At 67.1% G+C, this 16,306-nt stretch carries 18 protein-coding genes; 7 read left to right on the top strand and 11 right to left on the bottom strand.

Annotation, left to right across the window (positions count from 1 at the left end; genetic code table 11):
* The first annotated feature begins 98 nt into the window (after nt 1-98).
* Nucleotides 99-413 carry a carboxymuconolactone decarboxylase gene (locus AC0J5J_RS04030; RefSeq protein ID WP_134424076.1) on the top strand — a complete coding sequence of 105 codons (315 nt, stop codon included), beginning with the start codon at nt 99-101 and terminating at the stop codon, nt 411-413.
* 122 nt (nt 414-535) lie between these two features.
* Nucleotides 536-1,150, top strand: coding sequence for a hypothetical protein (locus AC0J5J_RS04025; RefSeq protein ID WP_474899611.1), 615 nt, complete (start codon nt 536-538; stop codon nt 1,148-1,150).
* A 13-nt stretch (nt 1,151-1,163) separates the two neighbouring features.
* On the opposite strand, the gene AC0J5J_RS04020 is transcribed toward AC0J5J_RS04025, so the two are convergent.
* Nucleotides 1,164-1,742, bottom strand: coding sequence for a DUF4395 domain-containing protein (locus AC0J5J_RS04020; protein WP_134424074.1), 579 nt, complete (start codon nt 1,740-1,742; stop codon nt 1,164-1,166).
* Entirely contained in the window at nt 1,739-1,942 is a 204-nt protein-coding gene (locus tag AC0J5J_RS04015) for a hypothetical protein (RefSeq protein WP_134424073.1), read from the bottom strand. The genes AC0J5J_RS04020 and AC0J5J_RS04015 overlap by 4 nt, the downstream gene beginning before the upstream one ends.
* Nucleotides 1,943-2,580: 638 nt before the next feature.
* On the opposite strand from AC0J5J_RS04015, the gene AC0J5J_RS04010 reads away from it, so the two are divergent.
* From AC0J5J_RS04010 to AC0J5J_RS03995, 4 genes are all read left to right on the top strand, one after another.
* Complete coding sequence (locus AC0J5J_RS04010) at nt 2,581-3,252, top strand: GNAT family N-acetyltransferase (RefSeq protein ID WP_474899610.1); 672 nt, start codon at nt 2,581-2,583, stop codon at nt 3,250-3,252.
* Nucleotides 3,253-3,328: 76 nt separating this feature from the next.
* Nucleotides 3,329-4,681: an HNH endonuclease signature motif containing protein gene (locus AC0J5J_RS04005; protein ID WP_474899608.1), complete on the top strand. Its 1,353-nt coding sequence runs from the start codon at nt 3,329-3,331 to the stop codon at nt 4,679-4,681.
* Nucleotides 4,682-4,795: 114 nt separating this feature from the next.
* The gene (locus tag AC0J5J_RS04000) at nt 4,796-5,857 is read left to right on the top strand and encodes a hypothetical protein (RefSeq protein WP_474899607.1); all 1,062 of its coding nucleotides are present in this window, start codon (nt 4,796-4,798) and stop codon (nt 5,855-5,857) included.
* Nucleotides 5,858-5,946: 89 nt separating this feature from the next.
* Complete coding sequence (locus AC0J5J_RS03995) at nt 5,947-6,612, top strand: GAP family protein (protein ID WP_134425273.1); 666 nt, start codon at nt 5,947-5,949, stop codon at nt 6,610-6,612.
* A gap of 48 nt (nt 6,613-6,660) precedes the next feature.
* Here AC0J5J_RS03995 and AC0J5J_RS03990 read toward each other — a convergent pair whose 3' ends face one another.
* The 8 genes from AC0J5J_RS03990 to AC0J5J_RS03955 form a co-directional block, all read right to left on the bottom strand.
* Entirely contained in the window at nt 6,661-7,254 is a 594-nt protein-coding gene (locus AC0J5J_RS03990) for a hypothetical protein (protein WP_474899605.1), read from the bottom strand.
* Nucleotides 7,255-7,408: 154 nt separating this feature from the next.
* A complete protein-coding gene (locus AC0J5J_RS03985) occupies nt 7,409-8,062 on the bottom strand; it encodes an IMPACT family protein (protein WP_474899604.1) in 654 nt (217 codons plus the stop codon).
* Nucleotides 8,063-8,303: 241 nt separating this feature from the next.
* Nucleotides 8,304-9,770 carry a dihydrolipoamide acetyltransferase family protein gene (locus AC0J5J_RS03980; RefSeq protein ID WP_474899602.1) on the bottom strand — a complete coding sequence of 489 codons (1,467 nt, stop codon included), beginning with the start codon at nt 9,768-9,770 and terminating at the stop codon, nt 8,304-8,306.
* Complete coding sequence (locus AC0J5J_RS03975) at nt 9,770-10,777, bottom strand: alpha-ketoacid dehydrogenase subunit beta (RefSeq protein ID WP_134425268.1); 1,008 nt, start codon at nt 10,775-10,777, stop codon at nt 9,770-9,772. Before AC0J5J_RS03975 ends, AC0J5J_RS03980 begins: the two co-directional genes overlap by 1 nt.
* Entirely contained in the window at nt 10,774-11,931 is a 1,158-nt protein-coding gene (gene pdhA / locus AC0J5J_RS03970) for a pyruvate dehydrogenase (acetyl-transferring) E1 component subunit alpha (protein ID WP_474899600.1), read from the bottom strand. Before pdhA ends, AC0J5J_RS03975 begins: the two co-directional genes overlap by 4 nt.
* Nucleotides 11,932-12,041: 110 nt before the next feature.
* Nucleotides 12,042-12,545, bottom strand: a complete 504-nt coding sequence (locus tag AC0J5J_RS03965; RefSeq protein WP_474899598.1) for an Lrp/AsnC family transcriptional regulator — start codon at nt 12,543-12,545, stop codon at nt 12,042-12,044.
* Between the two features lie 25 nt (nt 12,546-12,570).
* Nucleotides 12,571-13,356, bottom strand: coding sequence for an oxygenase MpaB family protein (locus AC0J5J_RS03960; protein WP_474899597.1), 786 nt, complete (start codon nt 13,354-13,356; stop codon nt 12,571-12,573).
* A 210-nt stretch (nt 13,357-13,566) separates the two neighbouring features.
* Nucleotides 13,567-14,223 carry a hypothetical protein gene (locus AC0J5J_RS03955; RefSeq protein ID WP_474899596.1) on the bottom strand — a complete coding sequence of 219 codons (657 nt, stop codon included), beginning with the start codon at nt 14,221-14,223 and terminating at the stop codon, nt 13,567-13,569.
* A gap of 251 nt (nt 14,224-14,474) precedes the next feature.
* Between AC0J5J_RS03955 and AC0J5J_RS03950 the strand changes: the two genes are divergently transcribed.
* Complete coding sequence (locus tag AC0J5J_RS03950) at nt 14,475-15,038, top strand: YceI family protein (RefSeq protein WP_134425263.1); 564 nt, start codon at nt 14,475-14,477, stop codon at nt 15,036-15,038.
* A 188-nt stretch (nt 15,039-15,226) separates the two neighbouring features.
* Here the strand turns inward: AC0J5J_RS03950 and AC0J5J_RS03945 are convergent, their stop codons facing one another.
* Nucleotides 15,227-16,267 (bottom strand): FUSC family protein, encoded by a 1,041-nt coding sequence (locus tag AC0J5J_RS03945; RefSeq protein ID WP_134425262.1) that lies wholly within the window; start codon nt 16,265-16,267, stop codon nt 15,227-15,229.
* Nucleotides 16,268-16,306: the final 39 nt, after the last annotated feature.

The raw sequence follows: 16,306 nt of genomic DNA, 5'->3' as shown, positions 1-16,306 counted from the left end.
TCCTCGTTCCACTATCGGTAGTCGCAAGCAGGGCTCACCCGTGACCGGTGAGTTCCGATGACACCGACAAGGGCTCGGCCCTGGAAATGGAGTGACTCATGGCACATGGAGACAACCCGGTGATGGAGACTCTGGTCGACATCAACGCCGTGTCGCTGTCCCGCACCGAACTGGACAATCGGGCGCTGATGCTGGTGCGCATCGCGGCCCTCGCCGCGGTCGAGGCGCCGATGATGTCCTATTTGCTGCACATCGGGCCGGCGGAGGATGCGGGCCTGACCGTCGATGACGTCGAGGACGTGCTCGTCGCCGTTTCGCCGATCATCGGCACCGCACGCACCGCGGCCGCCGTGGGCAGGATCGCCGAAGCCCTCGGCCTGGCGATTCAGCTGACCTCGGAAGACACTGAATAGCAGTAGCAGTAGCAGGCATGACGCGGTAGATGTAGCTGCAGAGGCATTGGTCCACGATGTCCGGCCCGTCTCTCAAGGGGGGAGCGGGCCGGATGCCGTCCGTCACCGAAGGAGAGAACTCCATGACGAAATCGGTCCGCACACTGCATGCAGGCGCCCTGATCGGTCTTCTCGCCGCGGCTTCCCTGCTGACGGGATGCGCACAGTCGGAGCCGGCCGCGTCACCCACGCCCGCCGCGACCTCGACGGAGTCTCCGTCCGGCACGCCGCCCACCGAGGAGCAGACCGCGTGGGCCGGTGACGTCTGCTCGTCGACGGCCACTCTGAAAACGGATGTCCAGGGTCTGGTGTCGACCGCCGCAGCAGGTGGGGACGACGTGTCGGCCCGGCTGAACGCCCAGATGCAGACCGTCAAGGAGTCGGCGACCGTGCTCGCGGACACCATCAAGGCCGTGCCGGCGAGCAGTGAAGATGATCCCGAACTAGCCGCCGTCAGAGACTCCTCGGATGACCTCAGTTCGTCGATTTCCGACCTGGAGTCGAGCGTGGCCTCTGTGGAGGGCGCGACGGGCACCGACCTCGTCGTCGCCCTCGGTTCGGTAGCCAGCGATGCCGGCGCCTCCCTGACGGCGCTCGCAGCCACGGTGTCCGCGATCGGAACGGCCGCCGCCGACGGAACGAGCACGATCGGGCAGGCATTCGATGCCGCTCCGGAGTGCGCCTCCCTGACCCGGTAGTGCGCGGGGCAGATCAGCGCTCTTCGAGAGACCGCGGTGACTCCGGCTGAACAGTGTGGCGTTCTCCGCGCTTCGGCGGCACATACGCGCAGGTGTCCCCGGCGCACAGTTGCGGCTTCTCCTTCGCGAAGATCCGCTGCAGCTCGCAGCCGAGGCAGATGCCGAACGCGGTCTCCACGAACAGCAGCGACAGGCAGAGGCTGCAGAGCGCGAGGGTGATCCCGTTGCTGACATTGAGGAAACCCATCACCCCGCAGGAGATGAAGGCCATGCCGAGGCCGAGCGACCAGGCCAGCTTCTTCTGTGCTGCGCCTACCCATTCCGGCCGTTGCGCCCGGACCAGCAGCGAGCCCACGATGAGGCTCGGCGTGTATTTGGTGCCGACGAAGAGACGAAAGGTCATATCGAACATGAAGATGGCGCCGAACATGCGCAACGGTTGATAGTCATCCGTGAGTGCAGCGACCATGAAGGCGATGATGCCGCCGAGAAAGAGCAGGCCGGCGGATGCCCGAATCGCACGCTCGTTGACCACGGGAAAATCGATCCCGTCGACGAATTCGCCGATGATCGGCTGTTCCTGGGTGGTCATCTGGTCGTCTCCAGCGCGGTTGCGATCTCGGTCAGAGCGTGAATCCCACCGGCGCGATATGCCGCCCAGTCTTGGTTCGGGCGGGCACCGGGCATGGTCTGTTCCGTCCAGCGGGTCGTGACGGCGATGACCTCGGCGGTAACGGTTCCAGCATCCGTGTCATCGTCGATGCGGCGTGACAGTTCGCTGAGGGCTGCCACTTTGCCCTCCTGGAACTTGGCGGCGGGGTGTGAGCGGCCGTCCTTTGCGAGGGCGCACGAGGTCGTGTCGCCGAGCAGTAGTGACCACTCGCGCACGGCCTCGGCCCGGGCAAGCAGAACGTTTGCTCTGCTGGGTCCGGTTGTCCCGTTAGCTTCCATTGCTGCAGGTGCAGCGATCGGACTCGGCGACGCCGTAGAGGGCGTCCTCGATGTGCTGGCCGCAGCCATCCCAGGTTGCCTTCTTGCAGTTTGAACACGTGATGCGGTAGCACATGGTGGTCCTCTTTCTTGGTTGGTTGCCTCGAGAATAGCATACCCCCTGGGGTATTCACGCGACGGTGGGGGACCTCGGTTTTGTTGCAGTCTCTGCATGGTTCCTTGCTAGCGTCTGGATAGTCACGGGAGCCGCGAATTCTGGGGGAAGAATTGCTGAGAATCATTCGCGGCATCGGGACGATGGGCCGGCGCCAGAGACAAAGAACGCTTCCAGGGCATCTCGACCATTGCGTTTCGTGGTCTGTCCCAAACGGTGAACGACGTCGGCCGGATGCTGCTGGCTCCCGCCATCGGAGCAGCACCGAGCTGAAGGCGAAGCGCTCCGTCTGCGGTGACGGAACGGGTGCACATAGGTTGGTCACATGTCCAAATCGATCGATGAACTGTGGCCGCCCTTCGGGTTGAAAATCACCTGCGGATCTGTGACTTTGTCTCCGGTTCGAGACGCTGACCTGCCCGCACTCGAAGCCCTCGCCGTGGCAGGCATCCACGCCCCGACTGAGATGCCGTTCTTCTTCCCGTGGACCGCCGGGTCCCCGGACGAGGTCCGGTTGCGACTCCTGCAATACCACTGGGCGCAACGAGCCGAGATGACGCCGACGGCCTGGACCCTCGAGACCACGGTGCGCGTCGACGGTGAGGTCGTGGGTAGCCAGAGCATCTCCACCAGGGACTACCTCGTCACGAGAACGGGGGAGACGGGCTCCTGGCTCGGGCTGAAGCACCACGGCCGGGGGATCGGCACCGTGATGCGTCAGGCGCTCTGCACCTTCATGTTCGATCACCTGGACGCCGCCGAGGTCACCTCCGCCGCGTTTCTGGACAACCCGGCGTCGCTCGCCGTGTCGAGAAAGGTCGGCTATCGGGAGAACGGAGTCAGCCGGTTGAAGAGGCGCAACGACGAACTGGCCCTGAACCAGAGACTGGTTCTGAATCCCGAAACCCTGAACCGGTCCGAGACCGAACTGCACGTCGAGGGTGTGGATCAGCTGCGGCAGTTCCTCGGTCTGGGTTCCTCCACAATGTCGCTCTGATCGGGTTATCCACAGGGCGTTCGGGGTCGGGCGGATGCTGCCGGGAATGTCGGTGGGTGCCCGTAACGTGTGTCTCATGAAGCCGTCATTCATTGCCGAGCAGGAGGCTCTCGCGGCGCATTTCGAGGCGATCGCGGAGGCCGAACGGGCCATCGCGCAGGCCTTTGCGCGGCGGGCGGAGTTGGTCGAGGCGGGCCGGCGGTTCGGGCAGTCGCGGGCGAACGCGGCCGTGCGGCTGCCGGGGTCGCGGTGGGATGCGGCGGAGGTCGCGGAGCGGGAGTTCGTGAGTGAGTTGGCGTGCACGATCCGGGTGCCGCGGCGCACGGCGGAGAACCTGATCGCGGAGAGCCGGGCCCTGGCCGTCGAGCTCCCCGCGACCCGGGTCGCGTTGGCGGCGGGGGAGATCAGTTATCAGCATGCGCGGGCGGTGATCAATCAGGCCTGGTCGGTGCCCGAGGAGGCGAAGCCCGCGTTCGAGGCGGCGGTGCTGCGTGCGGCGGGTACGGTGACGGCGTCGAAGCTGAAGTACCGGGCGCGGTTGCTGCGGGAGCGTCTGCACCCGGAGACGATCAGGGCCCGGCATCAGAAGTCGGTGCGGGACCGGGCGGTGTTTTTCGAGCCCGAACCCGACGGCATGGCGTCGCTGACGCTGTATGACAGTGCGGAGAAGGTGGCCGGGGCGTTCGAGCGGGTGACGCTGGCCGCGTTGAGCCTGCAGGGTTCGGGCGAGGAGCGCACGCTGACGCAGTTGACGGCGGATGTGTTCGCCGACGTGATCCTCGACGGGGTCACCCCGTCCGGAATCGGCAAGGGTATTCGGGGTGCGGTGAATGTGACCGTGCCTGTGCTCACGTTGATGGGGCTCGGTGAGGAGCCGGGGTTCCTGGAGGGGTACGGGCCGATCGACCCGGACACGGCCCGGCGGATCGCGGCCGGGGCGCCGAGCTTCACCCGCATCCTGGTGCACCCGGAAACGGGCGCGGTGCTGTCGGTCGGGCGGGACCGGTACAAGGTGCCGAAAGACCTGAAACGATTATTGCGGGTGCGGGACAAAACGTGTCGGTTCCCGGGCTGCAACAAGTCGGCCGCGCACTGCGACCTGGACCATTCCGTGGATTGGCAGTTCGACGGTGTGACCGCGCACGACAACCTCGCGCACCTGTGCCGGGCGTGTCATGCGCTCAAGAGCGAGACCGGGTGGCGGGTGAAGCATCTCGGCGACGGGCTGCTGGAGTGGACATCGCCGACCGGCCGCACGTTCGTGAGCGAGCCGGCCACGATCATCCACTCGGCATCGACGGCCGCGAAACCGGCCACGCCCCCTGCGGAACCGGCACCGAACCCTGCGGAACCGGCACCGAACCCTGCGGAGCCGGAGCCCGAGCCGGGGTCCGACTCAGAGGAAATGCCCGAGCCTGCGCCATTCTGACCGATACAGTCTGAGTGGTTCACACGACCAGCGAGTCGGCTCCATCGATGACGGAACTTGCGACCGCGGCGTGTTCGTCGGGCTTCTGTCGAAGATCCGGGTGATCCTCAAGGTATGACGTACAGACGATGGATGACGGCGTGGGGGTCCGTCGTGCTGGTGGTTTCCCTCAGCGCGTGTTCCGTCATCTCGCCGGACTCCTGGCGCGTGGCGCCGATCGAGTTCGACAATGCACTGGACGACGATGCGTTGGACGGAGGTATCGAAAACCTAATCGATGTCACCTATTCCATGGCGAACATCACCGCAGATACCGCAGGAGGGTTCTGGACCGAGTCCGGTGGTTCCTGGCTGCACCTGGATCAGAGCGGTGACACCCTGAGCCGATTCAACGACGATGACTTCAGCACCGTGCACGGGATCTCGGCCGTCTCCCCCACAGACCTCGTCGTCTCTCGAACCGATCGAACGGATGCCCTCGGCAGCGGCACCGGGATCTTCCGGTTCGATACGCAGGCGGGCACCTGGACACGGATCGGAGTCGATGCAACGGCGATCGGCGACGTCGCCGCGGGGGCAGACGGCCTAATCGTGTTCGTCGATTTTCTGGGAGAGACGGTGCCCGATGTCTATGCCGGTCCGTCCGGTAGCGTGCAGCCGAAGCCGTTCGCCGTCCGGGCCATCGACGCGACAGGGCGGGAAACCACGGTGCTGGGCGCAGACTCAGGTCTGACCGCAACGGCTGTCGCAATCGAGACCGATTCCACCGGCGCTGTCTACGTGAGCACGAACCGGGAGACGTTCGCGATCGACGTCGACGGAACAGTCACGTCTCTCGGCGCGCACTCGAATCGGATGCCGGTGTTGGCCGTGAGTCCCGCCGGGAACGTGCTGGCGGGGAACTCGACCGCGGATAAAGCCACTGACCTGGACTGGTCGCTGGTGCGCGGTTCATCGAAGGCGCAGGACGTCATGGCGAACAAGGGGGACTGCTCGCGTTCAGCGACCGGGGGACTGGCCATCCTGCAGGCCGGGAAGCCGACGGGGTTGCCGTTCTCCTGCGGCGCGAAGGCGGCAGTCTGGGTTACCGACACCGCTTTTGTGCTCTCCATCGGGGACGAGGCTGGAACAATCCTCGTCCGGGTGACTCCGCCAGAATCCGACCCCGACCGCTAAGGCCGCACCAGCAACGCTGGCTCGAAATCAGCCACTTGGGCGCGGCCCGCGGGCGTGTCACGATTGGCCCAGCAGAACAGGAGCCCGCAATGATCGAGGCGTTCGGTAGTGCACTTCCCGTCGCTGTGGCGGTCGCATTGAGTCCGTTTCCGATCATCGCGGTGGTCCTCGTGCTTCTGTCGCCGACGGGCCGGTCCGCCGGTCTGGCATTCCTGGCCGGACGCGTCGTCGGTGTGGCCGCCATCGTCGGGGTGTTTGCCACGATGTCAGATCTCGTCGAGCAATCCGATGATGTTTCACTCCTGGGCGCGGTGGCGCGTGTTCTCGTGGGGGTGTCGCTCGTGGTGCTGGCGGTGTGGAAATGGCCGGGATGGCCGCGAGAGGAGAAGGAGCCGAAACTCCCCGGCTGGATGTCCGCGATCGAAGGCAGTTCACCCTGGCGGGCTGCGCGCACGGCTCTCCTGTTGTCGGTGGCCAACCCGAAGGAAGTGCTTCTCGGTGTGGGAGCGGGCATCATTATCGGCAGCGTCGGCCTTCCTCTGGGTCCGACGCTCGTCGTGGCGGCTGCGTATACGGTGATCGCCTGCCTGAGCGTTGCCGTGCCTGTGCTGGCGTTTGTCGTGGCCCCTGAACGGATGCGAGATCGCCTCGAACACGTACGGGTGATCCTGGTGCGCCACAACGCCGCGATCATGAGCGTGGTGCTGTTGGTGATCGGCGCAGCCCTGATCGGAGGAGGGCTGTCCGACCTGTGACGCACCATTCCGACTTCACATCGGGCCATCAACCGTCCCGCGTAGGCATCAGGACGCAGATTCGGACGCAGGGTCGGACACGGGGCCCGAGCGCAGATCGCTCGGCTGAGCCGTGGCAGGCTGACTCTTCGGCCACACGGTGTACCCGAGGGCCCATATGACTTCTGCGCCGAAGATCACGGCAAGAATTCTGTACAGGTCGGTCAGCGCCTGAGTTCTGTCGGGGTCATCCACAACTAGGGTCAACATCCAGAGGGTTCCGGCAGCAATGAGCACGGCGAGTGCGGTGCGTGCCACGTCTTTCCAGCACTCGGCCGTGTACGCCCAGGCGTACCGTTTGACCGGCGCCGGACCGTCGGAGAAACGATGGGCGAATCGCGAGTCTGCCCAGGTGATCATCTTGTGCCCATAGGCGACGGAGAATCCCAGATAGATCGCCGCTATGCCGTGGAAAACCGTCGCCGTGGCCCCGTTCATCAGGTCTGCCGCAGTCGCCGTGAGAAGAACGATGTCCACAACCGGAGTCAGAGCCAGCAGCACCAGTCCCGTTCGCCTGAGCCGGAAGAGGTACCGAGCGCACAGGCCCAGCACGATCAGAACCCAGAATCCGACCTCGCAGCCGACAATGATGGCTAGAATCACGGTTTTCCTTTCCTCGAGGGGTGCTTTTCAGGGTGGCCCTGCCATTCACCTGCTCGTGGGGTCCCGCAAGCGACCCTAGCGGGGTGACAGCGGTCCCGGGTAAGACACTGAACTTCACGACACGAATCGACTCACGGCCACGCAGGCAACCGGTTCAGGGTTCGACGTCGACCCATTCGTGGCCGAGGGCTTCCAGTTCCGCGCTTCCGGCCGTGACGTGGGCAACGATTGCGGCGAGCCGCGCGGCGTCGTCATCGGCAATGTGCAGCACCGCGTCCTGCCCGTAGTCGGTACCCAGGATGAGCACTCCGCGCTGGCGCAACTCGGCCTCGATGCGACCGGCGTCCGCGTGGGACAGCGCAAGCGTGAACAGTTCACGGCGTTCGCGCGCCACGACCAGCCCCAGAGACTGGGCCTCGTCGATCGTGGTCAGCACGGCGTCTGAGTAGGCGCGCACGAGACCGCCGGCGCCGAGGAGTGTGCCACCGAAATATCGGCTGACGACGGCCACGCAGTCGACGAAACCGCGCCCGGACAGTGCCTCGAGCATCGGGCGGCCCGCGGTTCCTGACGGTTCACCGTCGTCGTTTGAGCGACGCACCTGGTCGGGGGCATCGCTCGGCCCGAGCACGAATGCCGAGCAGTGGTGGCGGGCACTCCAATGTTCCTTGCGTGCGCCCTCGATGGCTGCCCGTGCGGCATCCTTGGTCTCGGCTCTCACCAGACGGCAAAGGAATCTGGAGTGTTTCACTTCGATCTCGGCGTCAAGACGGCTGCCGACGCCGCCGTGCAGAGTGAGATCGGGCATACCCCCAGTCTCTCGCGCATTAGCCCGTTGCCAGCACACCTGCCGAGGCTTTCCGATGTTACGAGTGGTACGGCGCTCCGTCAGTCCGATGGGAAGAACCGCACCCGGCCCCAGAACTCATGGTGCGAAGACCAGCATCTTGTGAACGATGTGACGTTCGCCAGCATCAACGGCGCCGCTCAGCCCTTCCCCAGGGTCAGGGCGAGAACTGCTTGATGCACCTGGGCTGTCGCGCGGGTAGTCAGAGGTCGGCGAGCATGCTCACCGGGGACTCGATGCAGCGCGCGACATAGGTGAGGAATCCCGCGGCCGTGCCGCCGTCGCAGACCCGGTGGTCGAAGACCAGGGACAACTCCACGACCGTGCGCACTGCGAGGGCGTGGTTGACCACCCAGGGGCGTTCAATCATCCGTCCGATGCCCAGAATGGCGGCCTCCGGGTGATTGATGATGGCAGCGGACCCGTCGACGCCCAACGCTCCGAAGTTGTTCAGGGTGAAGGTGCCGCCGGTGAGTCGGGCCGGCGGGAACGAGCCGTCCGCGGCCTGGGCCACGACGCCGGCGATCGAATCCCGCAATTCGCGGGTGGTCATCGCGTGGGCTCCATGCACCACCGGCACCATCAACCCCCGTGGGGTCTGGGCGGCCAGCCCGAGGTTGATCGCTCCGCGCTGGAGGATCTCCTGGCTCGCCGTGTCCACCGAGGAGTTCAGCAGCGGGAACTTGCGCAGCCCGGCCACCGTGAACCGGGCGATCAGTGCGGTCACGCTGAACCGCTCACCGGTGGCGTCGAAGAGGCGGTCCCGGGCGGCGAAGAGTTCGGTTGCGTCGACGTCGAGCCAGACGGTCGCCTCGGGGATCTCCCGTCGCGAGGTGGTCATTCGCTCCGACACCACCTTGCGCAGGCCGGTGATCGGGATGCGGATGTCGGGGGTGGGTGCGGCCCGGGTCTCGACAGGCTCGACCACCGGTGCAGGCCGGGTCTCGACAGGCTCGACCACCGGTGCAGGCTCGACCACCGGTGCGGGCACGGCCGCCGCTGCCCGCTGCCGGATCACTTCCTCGACGTCACGGCGCAGCACGAGCGCGTTGCTCCCGGTGCCGACGAGCAGGGTCGCGTCGAGGCCGTTCTCGCGCGCCAGACGCCGCACGAGCGGCGAGACCACGGGGGAACGGCCGGCCGGGCTGGCCGGAGTGGTGGAAGCCGCGACCGGCGCCACCGTGGCGACCGGTACGACGATTGGTGCGTCGACCGGCGCGGCGACCGCAGCCGCGGAACCGGGCCGCACGCCGAAGCGCGCGGCCGCCGGGCGCCGCACCGGACGCGTGCTCTCGGTCGTGCCGTAACCGATCAGCACGGCACCGGATGCCGACCCGCCGACCTCCGCATCGGGAAACGCTGCGGGCACTGCGACAGGCAGGGCGGCGAGCGGTGCCGCGTCCTCGGCAGCCGGGGAAACCGGCGCATCCGCGGCATCCGTCACCGTCAACAGCACCTGGCCGGCGTGCACGATCTGGCCGGCGACCCCGTTGAGGGCCACGACCACGCCGCCGTAGGGCGAGGGCAGTTCCACAACCGATTTGGCCGATTCCACCTCGACCACGGGCTGGTCGATGGCGATGGTGTCTCCCACGGCAACCAGCCAGGAGACGATTTCGGCCTCGGTGAGTCCCTCGCCGAGGTCGGGCAGGATGAAGTTCTGTCCCATCAGTTCCACTCCCACGTTCCGAGAGCGGCGAGGATGCGATCGGGGGAGGGCAGGAAGTACTCCTCGAGCTTGGGGGAGGGATAGGGGATGTCGAAGCCCGTGATCCGAAGGATCGGTGCGGCCAGGTGGAAGAAGTTGCGCTCGGTGAGCCGGGCGGCCACCTCGGCTCCGTAGCCGCCGAACTGAGCCGCCTCGTGCAGCACGGCGGCACGGGAGGTCTTCCGCACGGATGCGCCCACGGTCTCGTCGTCGAACGGGGAAAGGCTGCGCAGGTCGATCACCTCGACGGAGAGGCCCTCGGCCACGGCGAGCTCCGCTGTGGCGAGCGCCGTTTTCACGGTCGGTCCGTAGGCGATCAGGGTGACGTCGGTGCCTTCCCGCAGCACGACCGCGGTGTTCATCGGCGCGGTGCGCACGGGCAGGCTGAGTTCGGCCTTGGACCAGTACCGGCTCTTGGGCTCGAGGAAGATGACCGGGTCGTCACTGTTGATGGCCTCACGGAGCATCGAGTAGGCATCCGCCGGGTTCGACGGCGAGACCACGGTGAGGCCGGGAGTCGCCGCCCAGTAGGCCTCGGAGGAGTCCGAGTGGTGTTCCACCCCGCCGATGTCACCGGCGTAGGGGATGCGGATCACGAGCGGCAGTTGCACGCGGCCGCGGGTGCGGTTGCGCATCTTGGCCACGTGCGACACGATCTGCTCGAACGCCGGGTAGCTGAACGCGTCGAACTGCATCTCCACGACCGGGCGCAGGCCGTACATCGCCATGCCGATCGCGGTGCCCACGATCCCGGACTCGGCCAGCGGCGAATCGCTCACCCGGCTTTCCCCGAATTCGGCGTACAGCCCGTCGGTCACCCGGAAGACGCCGCCGAGCGGGCCGACATCCTCGCCGAACAGGACGACCGTCGGGTCGTCGCGCATCGCGTCCTGGATCGCCGCATTGAGCGCCGCCGCCATGGTCAGGGTGACCGGCGCGCGCGTCACGGTGGTGTCGTGGAGAGTCATCGGGTTCCCCCTGCTTCGGCGGTGCTGGATGTGGAGGAAGCGGATGCGGCGGCGTGCTCGGCGAGTTCGGCCGCCAGGAAGGCGCGCTGCTCCATCAGGGCGGCGCGCGGGGTTGCATAGACGTGGTCGAACAGTTCAAGTGGATCCACCGGGGCGGAGCGGGTCATGCATTCCCGGGTGTCCGTGGCCAGATCCTCGGCCTCGGCACGGATGTCCGCCCGCTCCGCGTCGCTCAACGCCCCGACCTCGCCGAGGTAGGTGTCCAGGCGGGTGATCGGGTCGCGGCGTCGCCAGATCTCCAGATCTCCGGCATCGCGGTAGCGGCTCGGGTCGTCGGAGTTCGTGTGTGCCTCCATCCGGTAGGTCAGACCCTCGATCAGGGTCGGTCCGTGGCCGGCGCGGGCGTTCTCCACCGCCGCCGAGGTCACCGCGTACATGGCGGCGACGTCGTTGCCGTCGACGAAATAGCCGGGCATCCCGTAGCCGATCGCCTTGTCGGCGATCGTGCGGCAGCGCATCTGCTTGTCGAGCGGCACACTGATCGCGAACTGGTTGTTCTGCACCACGAAGACGACCGGGGCCTGCCAGACGGCGGCGAAGTTGAACGCCTCGTGCGCGTCGCCCTCGCTGGTGGCACCGTCGCCGAGCAGGGTCAGCGCCACAGTGCTGTCCCGTTTGAGCTTGGACGCGGTCGCCAGTCCCACGGCGTGCAGCGCCTGGGTGGCCAGCGGGGTGGCCTGCGCGGCGATCCGGTGGGCGTTCTGGTCGTAGCCGCTGTGCCAATCGCCGCGGAACGAGGCCAGGATCTGCTCGGGCGGCACGCCGCGGGTGAGCAGGGCGATGCTGTCGCGGTAGGTCGGAAAGAGCCAGTCCCCAGGGTCGAGGGCGGCGACCGCGGCAATCTCGCAGGCCTCCTGGCCGAGGGCCGACGGGTACGTCGCCAGGCGTCCCTGCCGGGTCAGGGCGGTGACCTGCACGTCGAACCGGCGGGCGACGACCATGCGCCGGTACAGGCTGAGGAGCGTCGCCGGGTCCGGCAGGACGAACCCGGCTGCGTCGTCCGGCGGCGCGGCGCGGCCGGTGTCATCGATCAGACGGAGGGGGCGCGGCGCGGTGAGGGGGCTCTCGACCAGGCTCTCGACATTGAGGCTCATGACGCAATGCTGCGGCATCTCCTCGCCGTCGACGATGCCGGGGAGACGGATGCGAACGATTGGCCCGAAGCTGCGTCGCGCCGAGCCATTCGTCCGTCAGAACAGCTCTGTCAGCTCCAGCTGTCCGTCGTGCGGGCCGGCGGCAGTCCGGTGATTTCCTCGAGGATGAGGTGGGATCGAGTGGAGATCACGCCGGGCATGCTGTGAATGTCGCGCAGGATGGCCTGGCTCAGCTGCTCGTGGTCCGGGGCGCTGACGGTGAGGATGATGTCGATGTCGCCGCTCACGGCCTGCGCCTTCTCGACGAAGGGCAGTTCGCTCAGCCGACGTGCCATCTCGGCCCAGGACACGTCGCCGATCCTCACGATCACCAGGGCGGAGACCCTCAGCCCGAGCGCCCTGCGGTCGATCTGGGCGCCGAACCCGGTCACCACACCCTGCCGCACAAGATTCTGCACGCGACTGTGCGCGGTCGTCCGGGAAATGTGCACGAGCGTGGCCAGCTGCCGCATCGAGAGCCGACCGTCGCGGCTGAGTTCGGCGACGAGCTTGCGGTCGATCGCATCGAGATCGTCGGGGGTGCCCGGAGCGGCGGGTGTCGAGTGTTGCGTCATTGGAATCCTCAGACTCTGGAAAGTCTCAGACTACTGCCAGCTCCCGCGACTGCCGCATCGCGCGCAGGTAATGGTTCTTGGGCCAGTGGCGCAGCCGGCGCGGCAGCCGCGGGTACACGGCGGCGATCAGCCGGACCAGCCGGTCGAAGCGGCGCTGCTCGCCGGCCGACCAGGGCAGGCCGAACAGCGGCCGTACCGACGCCGGCAGAAGACCGATGGTGACGAACCGGCCGACCGGCATCATCAGCCGCAGCCAGAGCGGCCCGGTGCGCGGGTGCATCAGCTGCCGGGCCACGGCGCGCGTGGCGGCATCCGTCTGAAGCTCACCGAGTCGCCGATCCCAGTACGCGGCGAAGGCGGCCCGATCACGTGGCCACAGTTCCGGAGGCATCTGCAGGGCAGTGCCCAGGACCCCGTACTCCTGGTACAGCGCGTCGGCCGTGGCGTCGGCGAGGGGACCGTAGACCAGCTCCCGCATCGTGAGGGCAGAGTCGTACAGGGTTGCGGCGACCCAGAGCTGCAGCTCCGGAGTGAAGGCGTTGTAGGCGGGGCTCTGCGCCGTCGCCGGGCCCGAGACCGGGCCATGGGCGGCATTGACCCGGCGTCGCGCCTGGGCAATTTCCTCGGGTGATCCGAACACGACGGCGTACACATAGGTCAGGGTGCCGCGCAGCCGATCCAGCGGGCGGGAGGCGAAATCGCTGTGGTGTGCCACCCCGTGGCCGATCGCCGGGTCGGCGATCTGGAGCAGGATGGAACGCCCGCCGGCGGCGATCAGCACGGCCTCGCCGGCCATGTCTTTCATCAGCATGCGTGCCTCCCCGCTCGATTCCCGAGTGTAACGCTGCCACCCGGGAAGCCGGTGGGTGAGGAGCCACACGTACGGAAGCATCCCAGGACTGATCCGCGGGTCTACATTGAGCCGCGAGCAGCGAGCAGCGAGCCGCGAGCCGCATCTCCCCGCGGCCCGAGACGATGGGCACCTGATCTCGGGTCTGATCTCGGCGGATGCCGCCTGGGCTCAGCCCTCGGCCGTGCCCACGTAGTAGGCCGTGACGACTTCCTGGGTGCGCACAGGCTCGGTGCCCGAGATGGGGGCGATGTTCACAGTCCAGCGCGGATCGGTCCGATCGATGCCGTCGCCGCTTCCGGCCCAGAGCGCTCGGTCGTCCGAGCACGAGTACGTGCCGTACCAACCGGGATGTTGGTCGAGGTCGTTCCAGACCCCACCGCTGCGGATCAGGCAGCGCTCGCCATCCCCGAGCAGCAGGCCGAGGGGGCGAGCCTCGGCGAAGGCAACGGATGCCGGAAGCTCGGCGGTCGTGGGCAGGCGCACCACCTCCGTGCTCCAGGGATCGCGGTAGCAGGCCGCGAAACCGGGCGTCGGGCCCGGCCAGCACGCCACGGTGAAGGCGCTCGAGGGAGAGCAGATCAGGATGTTGTCATCGACGGCGACGGGGGAGGGCCGTGCGTCGAGTGCTGTGGTGCCGCAGTCCAGGGTCACGGTCGTGTCGTCGGTCGCCGTGAAGCCCGCGGCGGGCAGGCCGCCCGCGGTGACGGGGCGCACCACCACGCGCTCGGTGGCCGGTGCCGAGGGCGTCGCGGTGGGAGCCGGCGAGGAGGCGCAGCCGGACAGGAGTGCGACCAGGCTCAGGATGATCAGGAGCCGTGGGTGCATCTCGGCCTCCGTTCCACAGTCGCACGCAGTACCGGCACTGTGCGTACCGAACCTGTGCGTACCGAACCTCTGCGCACCGGACCTCTGCGGAGGTGACGGTACGCGCCGCCCCGTGCACCGTCAAGGGAATCCGGCGGGTGCGGGGGTGGCGCCGCCCAAACAAATTCTCCGGTCCGGAATAAAGACGAGTCCTATGCGCTTGCATGAAACCGAGGGCGAGAATCCACCGTCCCGCGAATTGAGGAGAACCCATGACTGAGACCACCGCAGTGAGCATCCCCGGCTACAAGGCCGGAACCTGGACCATCGACCCGACCCACAGCGAGGTCGGTTTCAGCATCCGTCACATCATGATCAGCAAGGTCAAGGGCACGTTCGAGAAGTTCGATGCGACCTTCGTCACCGGCGAGAACCCGCTTGATTCCTCCGTCACCGCCTCGGCTCAGGTCGCTTCGATCAACACGAACCAGGCCGACCGCGACGGTCACCTGCGCACCGGCGACTTCTTCGACGCCGAGACGTACCCGACCATCGACTTCGTCTCCACCGGCGTGCGCCAGGTCAAGGGCGACTTCCTCGTCGACGGCAACCTCACCATCAAGGGCGTCACGAAGCCCGCCACATTCGACTTTGAGTTCGGTGGCTTCGGCACGGACCCGTACGGCAACTACAAGGCCGGTGCCACCGCGAAGACCGAGGTCGCGCGCGCCGACTTCGGACTCACCTACAACGCGGCCCTCGAGACCGGTGGCATGCTGCTCGGCGACAAGGTCACCATCACCATCGAGCTGCAGGCCGCGCTCAACCAGGCGTAGCCGCCGGGCGCACGACCTGCGCCGGAGCACGAAACACGCATCCCCGAGACGAGGGCCCCACAGGTGTGGGGCCCTCGTTTGGTTCGAGTGAGAGTGCGAGTGCGGTTGTGGTTGCCGCTACCGGGGCGGAGAAGCCGCGATGTCCCGGCCGTGCCACACACCTGGCTGCGGCGACACCGCTCGCCGCGCTACGCGCCCTTGATCTCCTCGCGCACCCGACGCAGGTCCTCCATGAGCGATCCGATCAGGATCCAGTGCTGCGGATGCGGCGTGGCAATGGTCAGGGGAGCGGTCAGGGTAGGCGGTTCCAACGACAGGCTGACCTGCTGGGCACCCGGGTGGTCGACCTGTTCGGCGAGCAGCCGCAGATCGTGGGCGGCCCGGCTCAGCTCCACCGTGATCGCGAGCACCGTGGGCTCGAGATGCAGCGAGTGGTCGTAGTGGTCGCGGAGGGACCGGGTCATGCCGATGGTGCGCGCTACGAGCGAGGTCAGCCTGACGAAGAGTTCCTCGTCGACATCGAGGAGGCGACGGTTGACCGCATGCCGGGGGTTGAGCGTGAGACTCTCCTCGGCCTGCTTGAGGGCCTGGTCCGCCTTGGCGAGCATGGGGCGCAACAGCCGCACCTTGATCATCATCTCTTCGATCTGGCTGGCTTTCTGTGGAAAGCGCAGGGCGTCGACGATGCGGTCCAGGGTGTCCGCGACCTCGTAGGCCAGTCGCACGACGGCCTCGTGGGCCGGAGCGAGCAGCACGGGCGGCACGATCAGCGCGTTGACAAGGAGCGCGGCGGCCGCTCCGATCATGGTCTCGACGATGCGATCCCGGGCGTATTCCGCCGTGGCCGTGCTGATCGTGAGCAGGAGCATGGCGCTGATCGGAATCTGGCTCGCTGAGCTGGGGGCCAGCCGGAGCGCCCAGGCCAGCATGATGCAGAACACGATGGCCAGGAGCACCACCCAGCTCGACTGCCCGAAGAAGACGCCGACGCCGTAGGCGATGATGACGCCGCCGATGACGCCCAGACTGCGCTCGACCGCGCGGCCGAGAGTCTGATTGATGTTCGGCTGCACGACGAGCAGAGCCGCGATCGCTGCGAAAACGGGCAACTGCTGAGTTTCCAGAAGAAGCTGCGACAGGGTCCAGCCCAGGGCGACCGCGGCGGATGTCTTCGCGGCCTGGAGCAGTGGAATCCGGCTCGCCGATCGCACACGGGTGTTGATTCTCACGTGTTCAGGGTAGTCGAACGGGGACTGATGCCGGTGAAC

It is taken from the genome of Cryobacterium sp. TS_SC_7 (assembly GCF_056156285.1).
This window is presented reverse-complemented; position numbering and strand designations above follow the sequence as displayed.

Bases quoted from the DNA above. Each gene is read 5' to 3' on its own strand.
- AC0J5J_RS03980 (WP_474899602.1), bottom strand. From the start codon at position 9,770: ATGGGACAGAACTTCATCCTGCCCGACCTCGGCGAGGGACTCACCGAG.
- AC0J5J_RS04005 (WP_474899608.1), top strand. From the start codon at position 3,329: ATGAAGCCGTCATTCATTGCCGAGCAGGAGGCTCTCGCGGCGCATTTC.
- AC0J5J_RS04000 (WP_474899607.1), top strand. From the start codon at position 4,796: ATGACGTACAGACGATGGATGACGGCGTGGGGGTCCGTCGTGCTGGTG.
- AC0J5J_RS03985 (WP_474899604.1), bottom strand. From the start codon at position 8,062: ATGCCCGATCTCACTCTGCACGGCGGCGTCGGCAGCCGTCTTGACGCC.
- AC0J5J_RS04025 (WP_474899611.1), top strand. From the start codon at position 536: ATGACGAAATCGGTCCGCACACTGCATGCAGGCGCCCTGATCGGTCTT.
- AC0J5J_RS04030 (WP_134424076.1), top strand. From the start codon at position 99: ATGGCACATGGAGACAACCCGGTGATGGAGACTCTGGTCGACATCAAC.
- AC0J5J_RS03960 (WP_474899597.1), bottom strand. From the start codon at position 13,356: ATGCTGATGAAAGACATGGCCGGCGAGGCCGTGCTGATCGCCGCCGGC.
- AC0J5J_RS04020 (WP_134424074.1), bottom strand. From the start codon at position 1,742: ATGACCACCCAGGAACAGCCGATCATCGGCGAATTCGTCGACGGGATC.
- AC0J5J_RS03995 (WP_134425273.1), top strand. From the start codon at position 5,947: ATGATCGAGGCGTTCGGTAGTGCACTTCCCGTCGCTGTGGCGGTCGCA.
- pdhA (WP_474899600.1), bottom strand. From the start codon at position 11,931: ATGAGCCTCAATGTCGAGAGCCTGGTCGAGAGCCCCCTCACCGCGCCG.
- AC0J5J_RS03955 (WP_474899596.1), bottom strand. From the start codon at position 14,223: ATGCACCCACGGCTCCTGATCATCCTGAGCCTGGTCGCACTCCTGTCC.
- AC0J5J_RS03950 (WP_134425263.1), top strand. From the start codon at position 14,475: ATGACTGAGACCACCGCAGTGAGCATCCCCGGCTACAAGGCCGGAACC.
- AC0J5J_RS03965 (WP_474899598.1), bottom strand. From the start codon at position 12,545: ATGACGCAACACTCGACACCCGCCGCTCCGGGCACCCCCGACGATCTC.
- AC0J5J_RS04010 (WP_474899610.1), top strand. From the start codon at position 2,581: ATGTCCAAATCGATCGATGAACTGTGGCCGCCCTTCGGGTTGAAAATC.
- AC0J5J_RS03975 (WP_134425268.1), bottom strand. From the start codon at position 10,777: ATGACTCTCCACGACACCACCGTGACGCGCGCGCCGGTCACCCTGACC.